The sequence below is a fragment of the Ureibacillus sp. FSL E2-3493 genome (genome assembly GCF_038077515.1).
Taxonomy (GTDB): Bacteria; Bacillota; Bacilli; order Bacillales_A; family Planococcaceae; genus Ureibacillus; species Ureibacillus halotolerans.
Genome location: NZ_JBBOPK010000001.1, coordinates 1,006,122 through 1,023,537 on the forward strand (window position 1 = coordinate 1,006,122; position 17,416 = coordinate 1,023,537).

Here is a 17,416-nt window from a genome sequence, read left to right on the forward strand (position 1 = left end):
AGGAGAGGGGGAGTAAAAATTATGGATAAAGTCATTGACATAGAAGAACGCATCCCAACATTACGAGAAAAACGTAGAAAGAGAACAAATAAAAAATTTATCACACTACTTTTATTGTTCTTTTTAACATTATTTTTACTCCTTTACTTTCAATCTTCCTATAGTGATATTAAGAATATTAATATTACCGGGTCCGAATTAGTAGAGGAAGATGTGTATTTAAAACAATCGGATTTAAAAGCTGGAGACTCGTTGTGGGGCTTTAAAACAAGTGATGTTGAGGAGAAGATTCTTGAAGAATACTGGGTAAAAGATGTGAATGTAAAAAGAAAATGGCTTTCCTCTGTTGAAATTGAAGTTGAAGAATATGAGAAGGTCGCCTATATTTCAATAGATAATGATCTGTACCCGATGTTGGAAAATGGAGAAATTTTCAAAGAATCAAGTTTTTCAGGTCCAATTGATGCTCCATTATTTTTAAATTTTGAAGATGAAAAGTTACGAAAAAAATTGTTAGTTGAGCTTTCAAAGTTAGACCCCACAGTTCTTTCGTTAATTTCTCAAATCAATTCAACGCCTTCGAGTGCTGATCCTTATGCTATTACCCTCTATATGAATGATGGTTACGAAGTTAGAGCTGAAATTACATCTCTAGCGAAAAAATTAAATTATTATCCTTCGATTGTTGCACAAATTGAAGGGGCTGGCCAATTTGAAAAGGGCATAATAGATATTGAAGTTGGTTCATATTACAAATCCTATCAAGATGAATATGCTCAATTTGACTTTGATATCGATGGGACAGAAGGACAAGATATCGAAGAACAGGAAGTGATGGCGGATGAAGAAACCACTTCACAATAATAAATTTACAAAAAAGCAGTTCATCGTACTCATTGTATGTATCGCAACAGGATTTATTATTGGCTATTCCTATAATTTGACAAAAGATAAAGCAAAAATGAACAATTCATATGTAGATCAAGAAGAATCCTACCGGGAAGACCTGATTGAACAACAGGAAAGAAATAAAGAGCTGGCTGAAGAATTAAACGATTTGCAAAATCAAATTAGAGACTATGAAAAAAGCATTGCTAAAAATGAAGACCAATATGAGGATTTAATAGAAGATGCTGAAAAACTTCGATTGCAACTGGGCTTGATACCAGTTAAAGGGGAAGGCATTAAAGTAACGTTAAAAGATAACGTATACGATCCAAATTCTACTAATCCAAATGACTATATTGTTCATGAAAGTCATGTTTTATCAGTGATTAATGAATTGAAAATTTCTGGCGCGGAGGCTATTTCCATTAATGGCCAAAGATTAAAGTCCAATTCCTATATTAAATGTAATGGACCAGTCATAACAATTGACGGTCACCAATTTCCAGCACCATTTGTTATAGAAGCAATTGGAAATGCTGAAACTTTAATGGCTTCTTTAAAAATTGTTGGTGGTGTTTTCGATCAATTATTGATGGATAATATTGTCGTAACAATGGAACAAAGCGATCGGATCCAAATGTCTTCCATTAATAATGAAATATAGTATTATTCGGGGACAAGCCTAAAAATAAGAGAATTGTTTAGGAGGGGAAACGATTGAATAAAAAAATAGTTACCCGAATAACGATTGTATCATTTATTGTAGGTTTGATGATTGCTGTTCAATACAATACAGTACAAAATCCAACAACGAGAGATACACGAGACATTTGGGCAATAAGACAAGAATTATCTGAAGAAAAAAAACGTCATTCGGAATTGTTATCCGAAATCGAAAGCTACAACGATTTGATTGAGGAATATGAAAATAATGAAAAAGAACAACAAGCCGATCTTTTAGAAAATACAGTGGAAGATCTAAATGAACAGGTTGGACTTACATCTGTCACTGGACCGGGTGTAATTTTAAATATATCACCGGCGATTGAGCTTATAAATTCCGGTTATTCCATTGAAAATATATCACCGGACCTTTTAATTCGCTTAGTAAACGAAATTTATCATTATAATGGTCTTTACGTGGAAATCGATGGACAACGACTTACCCATACTTCAGCAATCCGCGAAATTAATGGAGACACGACGGTGAATAGTGTTCCTATTGATACTGAAGTTGAAATGAAGGTAATCACCGATTCTTATGAGAAAGCCGAAAAACTTTATGGTTATTTATTTGCTTCAACATTCAAAGATGATTTTTACTTGGATAATTTAAATTTAACGATTAATAAAGCACAATCAGACATTACTATTGCTCCCTATGACGGGAAATTATCAAGTCAATATATAGTTGAAGACAATAAAGGGGAATAAAGAAAGTATGTGGTTACCATTATTAGGATTAATTTTAGGTCTAGGATTAGGGTTATTAGCGGATATTCAAATTCCTACAGTCTATGAAAATTATTTATCCATTGCTGTGCTTGCAGCCCTTGATACAATTTTTGGTGGAATCCGTGCAAATTTACAACAAGTTTATGATGATAAAGTATTTTTATCCGGTTTCTTCTTTAATATCGCTTTAGCTGCTGGATTAGCATTTTTAGGTGTTCATCTAGGCGTAGACTTATATTTAGCAGCCATTTTCGCCTTTGGTGTTCGATTATTCCAAAATATTGCAGTAATTCGACGGATTTTGATAACAAAATGGGAAGAGAGACATATAAAAAAGGATGAAAATACAGTATAATAGCTGTAAAATTAAAGAGTATACACGGAATTATTTAGACAATAGCTGGGAATTACAATAGAATAAAATATAGTAGTAAACGAAGGAGGTGCGGAATGATGAATCACCAAGATATTTATATTTCACTCGATATTGGTTCATCCTCTATTAAAGTTTTGATAGGAGATATTACTGACAATCAATTACATGTGATTGGTGTAGGTAATGTAAAATCAAACGGTATCCGTAAAGGTGCTATTGTTGATATAGATGCAACCGTACAATCAATTAAAAAAGCCGTAGATCAAGCAGAAAGAATGACTGGCATCAAAATAGATGAAGTGGTGCTCGGTATTCCTGCAAATCAAACGACTCTTCAACCTGTGAAAGGGGTTGTTGCAGTCAATAGTGAAAACCGTGAAATTACAGATGAAGATTTAGAAAGAGTAATTGAATCCGCACAAGTGATGTCAATTCCACCAGAGAGAGAACTTGTTAACTTAATTCCACGTCAATTTATTGTAGATAATCTAGATGAAATCAAAGACCCTCGAGGTATGATTGGTATTCGTTTAGAAATGGATGCTACAATGATTACAACTTCAAAGACATTAGTACACAATGTACTTCGCTGTGTAGAGCGTGCTGGGTTACAAATAAGGGAAATTTATTTACAACCATTAGCAGCAGGATTTTTCGCACTTACTGAAGATGAGAAAAATCAAGGAACTGCCTATATTGATATAGGGGGAGGCTCTACAACAGTTGCGGTTTTTGAAGATGGTTTGCTGACTAGAACAGGAGTAATTCCAGTCGGTGGCGAACATTTAACTAAAGATTTATCAATAGTATTAAAAACCCCAACAGAACAAGCCGAAATAATAAAAAAACAGTTTGGACATGCATTTTACGATGATGCTTCGGATGAAGAAATTTTTGAAGTTCCGGTATCAGGTACAGATGCAATGGATCAATATAGTCAAAAATTTATTTCCGAAGTGATCGGAGTACGTCTTGAAGAGTTATTCGAACTCGTTTTAGATGAATTAGCTCGATTAGGAGTTCGTGACTTACCAGGTGGAGTAGTCCTTACAGGTGGCGTTGCTCAATTAGAAGGTATTGCACAGCTTGCTAGACAAATTATGCAAACACGTGTAAGAATTTATACTCCAGACTATATAGGAGTTCGAGAACCTGCTTATACAACTGCTGTTGGTTTAATACGATATGCGCATTTAGATGATGAGTTTTATGGTCGAAGTACAAATCAGACACCTGCATTAGCAACAACTGGTGTCGGATCAACACCTCCTAAAAAACAATCAAACGCACCGGAAAAAGTAAGCAACAGTACGAATAAAACAAGCGTAATCAATAAAGCTAAGAAACTATTTGATAAGTTCTTTGAATAATATTTCGAGATAAATGTGGCAGGAGGAGAAACTATGTTAGAATTTGATACGAGTATAGACCAACTGGCTAACATCAAAGTCATTGGTGTTGGTGGTGGCGGTAACAATGCAGTAAATAGAATGATTGAGCACGGTGTACAAGGCGTGGATTTTATCGCTGTAAATACAGATGCACAAGCTTTAAATCTATCAAAAGCTGAATATAAATTACAGATTGGTAACAAGTTAACAAGAGGGCTAGGTGCAGGTGCTAACCCGGAAGTAGGAAAAAAAGCAGCAGAAGAAAGTCGCGAACAAATTGAAGAAGTTCTACGTGGCGCAGATATGGTGTTCGTAACTGCTGGTATGGGTGGAGGAACTGGTACAGGTGCGGCTCCTGTTATTGCTTCTATTGCCCGTGATTTAGGAGCATTAACTGTAGGTGTCGTAACACGTCCTTTTTCCTTTGAAGGCCGTAAACGTCAAACTCAAGCAATTGGTGGTATTGCAGCAATGAAAGAAGCTGTTGATACTTTAATCGTCATTCCGAATGATAAATTATTACAAATTGTTGATAAAAGTACACCAATGCTTGAAGCTTTCCGTGAAGCAGATAATGTATTACGTCAAGGTGTACAAGGTATATCCGATCTTATCGCAACACCAGGTCTTATTAACCTAGACTTTGCTGACGTTAAAACGATAATGTCTGACAAAGGTTCTGCTCTTATGGGAATCGGGATTGCAACAGGTGAAAATCGTGCAACGGAAGCAGCTAAAAAAGCAATTTCAAGTCCACTTCTTGAGACTTCAATTGATGGAGCTAAAGGTGTTATTATGAATATTACAGGTGGCTCTAACTTAAGTTTATTTGAAGTTCAAGAGGCTGCTGATATTGTCGCTTCTGCATCTGATGAAGAAGTGAATATGATTTTCGGTTCGGTTATTAACGAAAACTTAAATGATGAAATTATCGTAACAGTAATCGCAACTGGTTTTTCTGAAGATGTAATTTCACAACAGCAACGTCAACAAAATTCTCGTCCGATGGGAACTGTACGTGGTGGACAAACACAGCAACCGCAAGTACCAATTCGTGAACGAGTACAAGAACAACAGCAACAACAACAAAATGTACAACATGAACCACAAAGACAGGCTCAGCAATTAGATGATTTATTAGACATTCCGACATTTTTACGAAATCGTCGAAATAGAGGGTAATGAACATAATTCGACAAAAAGGAGACTCATAGTTTATGAGTCTCCTTTTTTTATGTAAAAATACTTCATGATATTTTCTTTCATTCCTTTATTACCAATGATTAAAGGAATTTTAATAATTAAAACGTTTCTGTTTTTCGTGTCATATTTTCTCCTTTAATCGAAAATTTTGTCAAAAAGAAATTTAGATTTCATACAATGTTTTGACATTTTCTTTAACAGACGAATGGTAATCTATTTTTAGGAGGACGCTGAAATGATTGGAGAATTACTCATACTATACAATACGTTGTTTAACTATTTTTTATTAAAGTTCACACAAGAAATAACGGGATTGTATGTAAAAAGGAGTAGATTGCTCCTTAGTGCGTTTTGTAGTGGATTCATCGCAGCAATTTTTTATCAAACGTTATTTGGAGCTGTACTAAGTTTCATTGTATTAATTGGACTTGCATTTTCTTTTCGACTCCAATCGTTGTTAAAACAAGGAACAGTCTTATTTATTACTACTTTCTTTCTTGGTGGTGTTTTAACAAGCCTACTTCCTTTTTTACTAAATCAATCCGAGGTTGCTTTTTTTATTTTATGCATAGCCATCGCCTTTTTAAGTTTAACAACGATTCACACAAAGTGGAGAAATATGATGCAAGAAAAAATTCAACATTCATTTGTAGTGGATTGTGACCTTGAGCTATTTAAAAAAACATATCGTTTAAAGGGTTTTATTGATACGGGAAACGAATGTATTGAACCAATTAGTGGAAAACCGGTTCATTTTCTCTCCTATACAGCAATAAGTAAGGAGCTCCCGAGTGATTTCCAAGAAGCATTACTTACGTGGGATGATAAAAACCCTTATCAATTAAAAATGTTTCCTACTTACGTTTATCCAAAAGTGCGGGTGCTTTCTTTATCGACAGTCCAACAAGAACGTTCATTAGTACTTGCCTTCCGATTTGATAAATTAAAAATTAGTGGTAGTGTTTCAAAGGAAATTGTTGATCAATATGTTGTTTTAACTAGAAATGATGCGAGGTATCCTCAAGACGCACAAATGATTCTTCACGTTTTGGCACTATAACTACTTGTTTTTTAAAAGTTTCATAGTAGTAAATGCTCCGACGGATGTCACAGATTACTTGAAGGCAACTAATCTGGACAGCGAATATAAGCGTATTCGTATTCATCAAATTTACACATAAAGGGGGAAAATGATTGTTTAATAAATTAATCGACTTATTTAGAAAAATTTGGAGTAAGTTTCGACTCAAAGGAACTTACTATATAGGAGGGCACGATTCATTGCCAGTACCATTAACTAGAGAAGAAGAGATGACAGTTATTGAAGCCTTTATGAATGGTGATTTGAGAGCAAGAGACACACTAATTGAAAGAAATTTACGTCTTGTTGTTTATATTGCAAGACGATTCGATAATACTGGTACGCCTATAGAGGATTTAATTAGTATTGGATCCATTGGCTTAATTAAAGCAATTGAAACATTTAATACAGAAAAGAATATAAAATTAGCGACTTATGCTTCTAGATGTATTGAAAATGAAATTTTAATGCATTTAAGAAAGACGAGCCGCATGAAGGGAGAAGTTTCGTTAGATGAACCTTTGAATTCAGATCCTGACGGAAATGAATTACTCCTTTCAGATATATTAGGAACGGAAGAACAAATTATTATGAATGATGTTGAAAAGAAAATCGAACGGCAACATATGTTTCAAGCAATTAATGGCTTAAGTGAAAGGGAAAGATATATTATGGAATGCCGTTTTGGCTTAAATGGAAAGCAAGAAATGACGCAAAAAGAAGTGGCTGACCATTTAGGAATTTCCCAATCCTATATATCAAGATTAGAAAAGAAAATTATATTAGATCTTCGAGAACATTTAAACCAACCAATTTCATAAGCTCATATTGGCCTACATTTTCTTCTGTTAAATATGCGAATGAAGCTATTTCGAAGTAATTGAACAACGTATGAAGTTCAAATTAGAACGCTCCTTTCTCTAATTGATTGGATGAAATTGGACAAGGATTTTGTGCATATTCTTCTTTTTTCCGGACAAACTTAAAAAACAGTTCAGAGATAAAAAACAGACAGTTCGGAGGAAAAGAAGATGGTTCGTACAAAAGTAGAACTTTGTGGTGTAGATACTGCTTCTTTGCCAGTGCTAAAACATGAAGAGATGAGAGAGCTGTTCGTTCGCTTACAGTCAGGAGAAGAATGGGTAAGAGATGAACTTGTTATTTGTAATTTAAGGCTTGTATTAAGTATTGTCGGTAGATTTTCTTATCGTGGTGAACAAGCAGATGACCTTTTCCAAGTAGGATGCATCGGATTATTAAAAGCTATAGATCATTTCGATTTGAAGCATAATGTGCGTTTTTCAACATATGCTGTACCGATGATCATTGGTGAAATTCGAAGACATTTACGAGATCATCACGCATTAAGAGTATCTAGATCATTAAGAGACATTGCTTATAAAGCAATGCAGGCAAAGGAAAAATTTATTTCGGAAAATTTATATGAACCGACAATCGAACAGTTAGCTGAAGCAATTGAAATGAAAAAAGAAGATGTATTATATGCATTAGATGCCATTCAGGATCCTTTATCCTTACAGGAGCCTATTTATTCAGATGGCGGTGATGCAGTATATATTATGGATCAATTAAGAGATGATGATGTGTCGGAAGACCAATGGGTTGCGTATGTTAGTGTAAAAGAAAGTATGCAAAAATTAGACGAACGACAACAAATGATTCTATCTAAACGATTCTATTATGGCGAAACACAAACTGAAATTGCAAAATCACTCGGTATTTCTCAAGCGCAAATTTCGAGATTAGAGAAAAATGCCATTGAGACAATGCAAAAAGACTATAAACTAGGATAACAAATGCAGCGCACTTATTTTAAGTGCGTTTTTATTTTTAAGTAGAAAAGAGAATTTATATAATTTCATCCCATTAAAAAGTAGAGGAAAGGAGATTTTCTTGCGATTTTCAGATGTACAACAAAAGGAAATTATAGAAGCGGGGAATGGAAGATTTATCGGATATATCATTGATGCGGAAGTTTGCGAAAAGACAGGAAGTATTATTGCTTTTCTCGTTGCAGAGCCTAAAAAGTTTATGTCTTTTATGCAAAATGAAGAACATGTAAGAAAAGTACCAATTACTGATATTCTCGTCGTAGGGAAAGATGTTATTTTAGTGCGTGAAGATAGTTAAAGCAGTACTATTCATTGAAAATTACTTACTAGATTGATACAATGAAGGAAACTATTGATGTAAAGTTGGGTTTAAAATGGCAAGAATAATTGATAATTTAAATACTATATCGAAAAAAATTGATGAAGCCAAAAAACGCACACAAGCGACACAAGATGTAACGATTATTGCTGTAACGAAACAAGTGTCTACAGAAAGAGCGGTTGAAGCCGTTGAAGCTGGATTAAATCATTTAGGTGAAAATCGTCCAGAAGGATTATTAAGTAAAAAGGGCGAAATGAATAATCAAGCGATATGGCATTACATCGGGTCATTACAATCAAGAAAAGTGAAACAAGTGATAAATGAAATCGACTACTTACATTCATTGGATCGTTTTAGTCTAGCGGAAGAAATTAATAAACGGGCTGAAAAAACGATAAAATGTTTTGTACAGGTTAACGTTTCAGGAGAACAAACGAAACATGGATTATCGAAGGAAGAAGTTATTCCATTCATTCAATCTTTACAACAATTCGATAAAATTCAAGTAGTTGGATTAATGACGATGGCTCCAAATACAGAAGATGAAACGATTATTCGCCATGTATTTCGTGAACTAAAAAAATTACAGCAGGACGTTGTTGAGTTGAACTTGCCCTTTGCACCTTGCCAAGAACTGTCAATGGGGATGTCAAATGATTTCGACATTGCAGTAGAAGAAGGTGCAACGTTTGTAAGAATAGGAACAGCTCTTGTTGGATAGAAATGAGGGATACTAGATGAGTATGAAAAATAAAATTAAAAATTTCTTTTATTTAGAAGAAGAAGATGAATCAGTAGAAATCGAAGCATCAAGTAAACCAGTTCATATTTCTAAAGAGCAACCCGTTGTAAAGTCACGACCTAAAAAGGAAAGAAAGCTTGCTGAGGTTGAACCCCAACAGTCACAACCACGCAATGTTGTCAGCTTACAGGCGGCAAACTCACTAAAAAATTCAAAAGTTGTAATTGTTGAGCCACGTGTATATGCAGAGGCGCAAGATATTTCTGAGCATTTGAAAAATAAACGGGCAATTATCGTAAATCTACAGCGCATCGATCGTGAAGCGGGAATTCGTATTATCGATTTCCTAAGCGGTACGGTTTATGCTCTAGGTGGAGATATTCAACGTATCGGTACAGATATTTTCTTATGTACACCGGATAATGTGGAAGTATCTGGGGAAATATCAAATTATTTATATGAGGAATTTTAACTTCATTCCCCTAAATGGGGGATGAAGTGACCCTCAAGCAATGTAGAAGTATTTTATTTCTATAGGTACATACTAACTTTTTATAAAGGCTACTTTGCTACAAGAGGAACTTTAATTTAGAGAGGGTAATTAATTTATATGATGATCTATTCAATCAGTACAGTTATTACAATGGCCTTTTCGATTTATTCGTTTATGCTTATCATTTACATTTTAATGTCTTGGGTTCCGGCCGCACAAGGTTCGGCCTTTGGACGACTTCTTGCAAAATTATGTGAACCATATTTAGGTTTCTTTAGAAAATTCATCCCACCTATCGGTATGATTGATTTTTCGCCTATTATTGCGATTTTATTACTGACTTTCATCGAACGTGGGATAAAAATTGTCGTTTTCAATCTATATAACATGTTAACTTAAGTCAAATACTAAAAAAAGAAGTCATTCTTTCGATATTTAAGGAGACGTTTCCAACAATTTTGAAACGTCCCTTTTTTAATACGATAAATTGGGCAGTATATAAATATATAGTTATTCAAAGTGAGCTGAGAAAATGGAGCATTTAATTCAACATTTTAGAAAAGACGAACAAACTTTCATCGAAAAAGTCATCGGGTGGCAAAGGGAGGTAGAAGATCGATTTGCACCAAAATTAACGGATTTTCTTGATCCTCGGGAAAGATTTATTGTTTCTTCTATTGTTGGTCAAAATAACGAACTATCCGTTCAACATTTTGGAGGGTTTGATGAAGCAGAAAGACAAAGACTTTTTATTTGTCCCAATTATTTTCAACCAACGAAGAATGATTTTGAAATTTCCTTTTTTGCAGTGAATTATCCTTCTAAGTTTGTTCAGTTAAAACATCCAGATGTATTAGGAGCTTTATTATCGTTAGGCATTGGACGTAGTAAGTTCGGTGATATTCGGATTGAAGAGGATATAATTCAATTTGCAGTCGCTAAAGAAGTCCAAGATTACGTATTAGTGAATTTAACTTCTATTGGTAAATCAAAAGTGAAGTTGGAACAAATCGATTCTCATCAATTAATTAAACTAGAAGAAGAATGGTTCGATAAAACCTATACAGTATCTTCTATGCGATTAGACGTTATTATTGCCACAGTTCTTAATATATCGAGACAAAAATCTCAAAGTTTAATTAAAGCAGGCAAAGTTAAAGTCAATTGGACGATAAGAGAGGATGCTTCCTTTGAAGTACAAGAAGGTGATATTCTTTCGGCTCGTGGATTTGGCAGATTAAAAGTGATAATGTCTGAAGGACGGACGAAAAAGGATAAACTTCGACTTCAAATAGGCCGATTAGAGAAAAAATAGTAGATTAAAGTAAAAAATTACGAAATTTTGATGTCATGTTTCAACGACAAGCTGTATAATAGATTTATATATTTAAATGAAGAAGGAGTGTTGACGAATGCCATTATCACCTCTCGATATACATAATAAAGAATTTACTAGAGGCTTCAGAGGATATGCAGAAGACGAAGTGAATGAATTTTTAGATCAAATCATAAAAGATTATGAAATTCTTATTCGTGAAAAGAAGGAATTAGAAAATAAAGTAAAAACAATGACTGAGCAAATGAGTCATTACAATACACTTGAAGAAACGTTACAAAAATCGATTGTAGTTGCACAAGAAGCAGCTGAAGAAGTTCGTCGTAACTCACAACAAGAAGCAAAATTAATTATTAAAGAAGCTGAGAAAAATGCAGATCGAATTGTAAATGAAGCATTATCAAAAGCTCGTAAAATTGCTATTGAAATTGATGCGTTGAAAAAACAATCGAAAGTTTTCCGTAATCGTTTCAAAATGTTAGTAGAAGCCCAATTAGATTTATTAAACACGGATGATTGGGAACATTTATTAGAATATGAAATTGGGTTAACGGAAATCCAAAACCATGCACGACAAGAAGATGATGATTTAGAAATAACAACGGAAGGTTAATTTCTGTCAATCTTCATCGATTTACTTGACTGAATTTCTTCATTTCCATATACTGATATACACGAGTATGAAAAATTGATATTTTGGGCGTTGAAGGAGACAGTATTTTTTGAAAGTGGATAAAAGCGATTCGAGGATGGTGAAAGCTCGAACGAAACATTCAAAAAAGAAGATCACTCCTGAGCTAAATCACTGAAAAGGTGTTAGAACGGTAACACACCCGTTAACCTATAATTAAAATAGGTGGACGATTTTTGATTAAGTGATTTCGTTTCACACGACGTTACAGTGTCTAAGAGGCGGTTAACCATTTCGTTTTCCGCAAATTAGGGTGGTACCACGAGTAATAGCTTCTCGTCCCTTCAGGGATGTGAAGCTTTTTTTATTTTTTAGGTGCTTAACAATTAGACTTAAGGAAACATTAAAGGAGGATTTTACTATGGTAGAGTACAAAGATACATTGCTAATGCCAAAAACTGATTTCCCCATGCGCGGAAATTTACCAGCTAATGAACCAAAAATGCAAGAAAAATGGGAAGAAATGGACATTAACACTCTAGTAAATGAGCGGACAAAAGATCGACCTCACTTCGTTTTACATGATGGACCTCCCTACGCAAATGGTGACATTCACATCGGTCATGCTTTAAATAAAGTATTGAAAGATATGATTACCCGCCATCGTTCAATGACTGGTTACCATGCACCGTATGTTCCAGGTTGGGATACGCACGGTTTACCAATTGAGCAAGCGTTAACAAATAAAGGAGTAAAGCGTAAAGAATTAACAATTGCTGAATTCCGTGAGCTTTGTGAAAAATACGCTTATGAACAAATTGAAAACCAAAAAACTCAATTTAAACGTCTAGGAGTTCGTGGTGATTGGAATGACCCTTATATTACATTGAAGCCAGAATTCGAATCACGTCAAATTGAAGTGTTCGGAAAAATGGCTGAAAAGGGATATATTTATAAAGGGTTAAAACCGGTTTATTGGTCCCCTTCTTCTGAATCAGCATTAGCAGAAGCGGAAATTGAATATAAAGATATTAAATCACCATCTATTTATGTAAGCTTTGAAATTAAAGATGCAAAAGGTGTTGTACCACAAGATGCTAAATTTATTATTTGGACGACAACACCATGGACGATTCCAGCGAACTTAGGAATTTCTTTAAATGCTGAAATTACGTATGTTGTAGTATCAGTCAATGATAATAAATTCATTATCGCAAAAGACTTACTTGAAACAGTTTCCCAAAATTTAGAATGGGAAAATGCGGAAGTAATTCAAGAAGTAAAAGGTGCAGAACTTGAATATGTTGTGGCTAAACATCCAATTTATGGTCGCGATTCATTAGTGATGGTTGGTGACCACGTAACGACAGAAGCAGGTACTGGGTGTGTTCATACAGCTCCTGGTCACGGGGAAGATGACTTCCTAGTGGGGAAAAGATATGGTTTAGATGTACTTAGCCCAATTAACGACCAAGGTTGCTATACTCATGAGGCCCCTGGATTCGAAGGGTTATTTTATGATGATGCTAACAAAGTGATGACAGAGAAATTAAAAGAAGTAGGCGCTTTAGAAAAATTATCATTCATCACCCATTCTTACCCACATGACTGGCGTACAAAAAAACCTGTTATTTATCGTGCTACGCCACAATGGTTCTGTTCGGTAGAAGCTTTCCGTGATGAATTATTACAAGCAGTTGAAGAAACAGCTTTCACACCATCTTGGGGTGAGACACGTCTTTACAATATGCTTCGTGATCGTGGAGACTGGTGTATTTCAAGACAACGAGCTTGGGGTGTTCCAATTCCAGTATTCTATGCTGAAAATGGAGAAGAAATTATTACACCAGAAACGATTGCCCATGTTTCAAAATTATTCCGTGAGCATGGTTCAAATATTTGGTTCCAAAGGGAAGCAAAAGACCTTCTACCAGAAGGATTTACTCACCCAGGTAGTCCAAATGGTAAATTTACTAAAGAAAACGATATTATGGATGTATGGTTTGACTCCGGTTCATCCCACCAAGGTGTCCTTGTAGAAAGAGGAATGAAATATCCGGCTGATCTTTATCTTGAAGGATCTGACCAACACCGTGGATGGTTCAATTCATCATTAATCACTTCTGTTGCCATTAACGGATACGCACCTTACAAAGGGTTATTAACCCACGGCTTTGTATTAGATGGAGAAGGTCGCAAAATGAGTAAATCATTAGGAAACGTCATTATTCCTGAAAAAGTGATGAATCAATATGGTGCTGACATCCTCCGTTTATGGGTAGCGTCTGTTGATTATACTGGTGATGTTCGCATTTCGATGGATATGTTAAAACAAATTTCAGAAGTGTATCGTAAAATTCGTAATACCCTTCGTTTCCTACACGGTAACGTATCTGATTTTGATCCAAAAACAGATCGAGTTGCGTATGAACAATTGCGGGAAATGGACCAATACATGTATATGCGCTTACAAGATGTCTTAAAAGCAGTGCGTAAAGCTTATGACCGTTATGAATTCGCATCTGTTTACCATACAATCAATAACTTTGTTGCGGTTGAATTATCAGCATTCTATTTAGATGTTGCTAAAGACGTTGTTTATATTGAAGCAAAAGATAATAAAGATCGCCGTGCAATGCAAACGGTTATGTATGATACTTTGTTAACTTTACTTAAAGTATTAACACCAATCCTTCCGCATACAACGGATGAATTATGGTCTTACTTAAATGAAGAGGAAGTATCTGTACAATTAACGGATTTCCCTGAGGTTGATGAACGTAATAACTTTACAGAACTCCGAGCAAAATGGGATAAAGTAATTGCTATCCGCGATGAAGTGTTAAAAGCTCTTGAAGAAGCACGTAATGCAAAAACAATTGGTAAATCGTTAGAAGCGAAAGTAACAATTTATGCCGATAATGAAATTACTGAACTTCTAAATGATCCAGCTATTGATTTTGCTCAAAGCTGTATCGTTTCTCAACTTCAAGTGGTAGCAAATAAAGAAGGTGCTCCTGAAAATGCCCTTGTTCTTGAAAAAACTGCTATTGTAGTGGAGAAAGCAGAAGGGGAAAAATGTGAACGTTGCTGGTCCTATTCGGAAACAGTTGGTCAAAATGAATCCCATCCAACATTATGTAGCCGTTGTGCTGATGTGGTAGAAAAATATTACGTTTAATTAGATGAATCACCGCTCTCGATTCCCGGGGGCGGTTGTTTTATACTGATTGTAAAAGGAAATATAACATTACTTTCTGGTAAAGATTATTGGCAAACGGGGGAATACTGTGTATAAATACTATAGTTTAGCTGCAATTGTTGTGTTATTAGATCAATGGACTAAATGGTTAATCGTGAAAAATATGGAGTATGGTGAACGTATTTCTGTTTGGGACCCATGGTTTGCGATTCTTTCCCATCGAAACCGTGGAGCCGCATGGGGTATGCTACAAGGTCAAATGTGGATTTTTATCATCGTAACGCTCGTTGTTATCGCAGGTGTTATTTATTATTTCCATAAACAGGCGAAGGGGAAGCCTTTATTTGCCATTAGCCTTATGATTTTATTAGGTGGCGCATTAGGGAATTTTATCGATCGACTGTTCCGTGGTGAAGTTGTCGATTTTGTTGATATCCTTATTCCAATTATTAATTATGATTTCCCAATATTTAACATTGCTGATGCAGCGTTAACAATTTCAGTTATTATGCTTATTTTAGTAATGCTCAAAGAAGAGCGGGATGAAAAGAAAAAGGTGAAAGAATGACAGTTGTAACAATTACAATAGACGAAAACAATGCAGGAGAACGTATTGATAAAGCGCTATCAACCATTCAAGAAGATTGGTCGAGAACACAAGTGGCAACTTGGGTTGGAGATGGAATTGTTAAAGTAAATGGTGAAGAAGTAAAAGCGAAATATAAAGTAAAAGAAGGAGACATCATTGAAGTGGATGTCCCGGAAGCGGAACCGTTAGAAGTAATTCCGGAAAATTTACATTTAGAAATTATTTATGAAGATCAAGATGTACTTGTCGTAAATAAACCTAAAGGGATGGTCGTACATCCAGCTCCAGGACATATGACAGGTACTTTAGTAAATGGCTTAATGTACCATTGTAAAGATTTATCAGGTATTAATGGTGTTCTAAGACCAGGTATTGTTCATCGAATTGACAAAGATACTTCTGGATTATTAATGGTTGCTAAAAACGATCATGCCCATCATTCTTTAGTGGAACAACTTGTTAATAAAACTGTAACAAGAAAGTATACAGCGTTAGTACATGGCCATATTGCCCATGATAAAGGAACGATTGATGCACCGATTGGACGTGATCCGAAAGATCGTCAAAAACAAGCAATTGTCGATAATGGCAAGCATGCTGTTACCCATTTCCATGTAAAGGAACGTATTAGCGGAAAGTTTACTTTAGTGGAATGTCGTTTAGAGACGGGACGTACCCATCAAATTCGTGTCCACATGAACTATATTGGTTACCCATTAGTTGGGGACCCTAAGTATGGACCAAAGAAAACGATTGATTTTGGAGGACAAGTTCTTCATGCAGGTGTTTTAGGATTCGTTCATCCGACAACAGAGGAATATTTAGAATTTGAAGTTCCACTTCCTCAAGATTATGTGGAATTATTAGAACAACTACGAAAAGAAGCTTAACATTATGTAATTAATTTAATAAACGTTGTTGACTTCCTGTCGTTTTAAGTCTATACTGACAACAGTGAATAACCCACCGTGATGGGAAAGTAACTTAAAAAATAAAATATTCACCTTTAATGGCAGTCCAGAGAGGCTGAGAAGGTACATGTAGAATTGTTATGGAAATTTGATGACATTTACTGCTACTGATTGACTTGTAATCGTAGTACGGAAAATGGCGATGGTGTCTATGTTGTTGACCCATTAAAATGTCCAAACATGTTTTTTCAACACGTATATCCAACCTCTTAAGCTGGTGCTTAGGAGGTTTTTTTATGTCTTAAAGTATACTCTCTGTTTAGTCATTAACGAAAATGGAACGCTATTTATACTGCTTTTGAAATAAGAATGGGAGGAGGAATTCAAATGGGACAAATTACAGAACTTTTAGATGCACCTTCAATGAATCGAGCATTGACGAGAATTGCCCACGAAATTATTGAACGAAACAAAGGAATCGACGAATGTATTTTAGTTGGTATTAAGACACGTGGTGCTTATTTAGCACGAAGACTTGCAGAAAAGATCACAAAAATTGAAGGGAAACCAATTCGGACGGGTGAACTGGACATTACGTTATATCGGGATGATTTATCGACAAAAAATGAAAATGGGGAAGCCCTCGTACAACAAGTAGATATTGACTACGTTGTGAATAATCAAAAAATTGTTCTTGTTGATGATGTGCTTTATACAGGACGGACAGTTCGAGCTGCCCTTGATGCGATTATGGATTTAGGACGCCCTGCACAAATTCAGCTTGCGGTATTAGTGGATAGAGGACACCGAGAATTACCAATTCGAGCTGATTATGTTGGGAAAAACATTCCAACTTCCAGTTCAGAAAAAATCGTCGTTCGCTTAACAGAGGTTGATAGAGAAGATAATGTAACACTACACAAAGTAGATTAAAGGACAGTGG

At 35.2% G+C, this 17,416-nt stretch carries 19 protein-coding genes and 1 other annotated feature; all 19 genes read left to right on the forward strand.

What is annotated here, in order from left to right; translation table 11 throughout:
- Positions 1–21 precede the first annotated feature (21 nt).
- The 19 genes from MHH69_RS05235 to pyrR all read left to right on the forward strand — a co-directional run bounded on the left by MHH69_RS05235 (position 22) and on the right by pyrR (position 17,406).
- Entirely contained in the window at positions 22–864 is an 843-nt protein-coding gene (locus MHH69_RS05235; RefSeq protein WP_341361854.1) for a cell division protein FtsQ/DivIB, read from the forward strand.
- Entirely contained in the window at positions 842–1,552 is a 711-nt protein-coding gene (locus MHH69_RS05240; protein ID WP_341361855.1) for a DUF881 domain-containing protein, read from the forward strand. Before MHH69_RS05235 ends, MHH69_RS05240 begins: the two co-directional genes overlap by 23 nt.
- A gap of 53 nt (positions 1,553–1,605) precedes the next feature.
- Complete coding sequence (locus MHH69_RS05245; RefSeq protein ID WP_341361856.1) at positions 1,606–2,322, forward strand: DUF881 domain-containing protein; 717 nt, start codon at positions 1,606–1,608, stop codon at positions 2,320–2,322.
- 7 nt (positions 2,323–2,329) lie between these two features.
- A complete protein-coding gene (locus tag MHH69_RS05250; protein ID WP_122970276.1) occupies positions 2,330–2,698 on the forward strand; it encodes a small basic family protein in 369 nt (122 codons plus the stop codon).
- Positions 2,699–2,796: 98 nt separating this feature from the next.
- A complete protein-coding gene (gene ftsA, locus MHH69_RS05255; RefSeq protein WP_122970277.1) occupies positions 2,797–4,089 on the forward strand; it encodes a cell division protein FtsA in 1,293 nt (430 codons plus the stop codon).
- 33 nt (positions 4,090–4,122) lie between these two features.
- Complete coding sequence (gene ftsZ / locus MHH69_RS05260; RefSeq protein WP_341361857.1) at positions 4,123–5,292, forward strand: cell division protein FtsZ; 1,170 nt, start codon at positions 4,123–4,125, stop codon at positions 5,290–5,292.
- 256 nt (positions 5,293–5,548) lie between these two features.
- Positions 5,549–6,373, forward strand: coding sequence for a sigma-E processing peptidase SpoIIGA (locus MHH69_RS05265; RefSeq protein ID WP_122970279.1), 825 nt, complete (start codon positions 5,549–5,551; stop codon positions 6,371–6,373).
- Between the two features lie 134 nt (positions 6,374–6,507).
- Positions 6,508–7,215, forward strand: coding sequence for an RNA polymerase sporulation sigma factor SigE (gene sigE / locus MHH69_RS05270; protein WP_122970280.1), 708 nt, complete (start codon positions 6,508–6,510; stop codon positions 7,213–7,215).
- 210 nt (positions 7,216–7,425) lie between these two features.
- Entirely contained in the window at positions 7,426–8,208 is a 783-nt protein-coding gene (sigG, locus tag MHH69_RS05275) for an RNA polymerase sporulation sigma factor SigG (protein WP_097072057.1), read from the forward strand.
- A gap of 100 nt (positions 8,209–8,308) precedes the next feature.
- Positions 8,309–8,545, forward strand: coding sequence for a PRC-barrel domain-containing protein (locus MHH69_RS05280; RefSeq protein ID WP_341361858.1), 237 nt, complete (start codon positions 8,309–8,311; stop codon positions 8,543–8,545).
- A 76-nt stretch (positions 8,546–8,621) separates the two neighbouring features.
- On the forward strand, positions 8,622–9,290 hold the full coding sequence (locus MHH69_RS05285; protein WP_122970282.1) for a YggS family pyridoxal phosphate-dependent enzyme: 669 nt from the start codon (positions 8,622–8,624) through the stop codon (positions 9,288–9,290).
- Positions 9,291–9,306: 16 nt separating this feature from the next.
- Entirely contained in the window at positions 9,307–9,783 is a 477-nt protein-coding gene (locus MHH69_RS05290; protein ID WP_122970283.1) for a cell division protein SepF, read from the forward strand.
- A 138-nt stretch (positions 9,784–9,921) separates the two neighbouring features.
- A complete protein-coding gene (locus MHH69_RS05295; protein ID WP_122970284.1) occupies positions 9,922–10,203 on the forward strand; it encodes a YggT family protein in 282 nt (93 codons plus the stop codon).
- Between the two features lie 133 nt (positions 10,204–10,336).
- Positions 10,337–11,119: a YlmH family RNA-binding protein gene (locus MHH69_RS05300; protein ID WP_122970285.1), complete on the forward strand. Its 783-nt coding sequence runs from the start codon at positions 10,337–10,339 to the stop codon at positions 11,117–11,119.
- Between the two features lie 97 nt (positions 11,120–11,216).
- Entirely contained in the window at positions 11,217–11,753 is a 537-nt protein-coding gene (locus tag MHH69_RS05305) for a DivIVA domain-containing protein (protein WP_122970286.1), read from the forward strand.
- 81 nt (positions 11,754–11,834) lie between these two features.
- Positions 11,835–12,118: a binding site (T-box leader), on the forward strand.
- 74 nt (positions 12,119–12,192) lie between these two features.
- Positions 12,193–14,952 (forward strand): isoleucine--tRNA ligase, encoded by a 2,760-nt coding sequence (gene ileS, locus MHH69_RS05310; protein ID WP_341361859.1) that lies wholly within the window; start codon positions 12,193–12,195, stop codon positions 14,950–14,952.
- 109 nt (positions 14,953–15,061) lie between these two features.
- Complete coding sequence (gene lspA / locus MHH69_RS05315) at positions 15,062–15,541, forward strand: signal peptidase II (RefSeq protein ID WP_122970288.1); 480 nt, start codon at positions 15,062–15,064, stop codon at positions 15,539–15,541.
- A complete protein-coding gene (locus tag MHH69_RS05320) occupies positions 15,538–16,452 on the forward strand; it encodes an RluA family pseudouridine synthase (RefSeq protein ID WP_122970289.1) in 915 nt (304 codons plus the stop codon). Before lspA ends, MHH69_RS05320 begins: the two co-directional genes overlap by 4 nt.
- Before the next feature lie 408 nt (positions 16,453–16,860).
- Entirely contained in the window at positions 16,861–17,406 is a 546-nt protein-coding gene (pyrR, locus tag MHH69_RS05325) for a bifunctional pyr operon transcriptional regulator/uracil phosphoribosyltransferase PyrR (protein WP_122970290.1), read from the forward strand.
- The last annotated feature ends 10 nt before the right edge of the window (positions 17,407–17,416 follow it).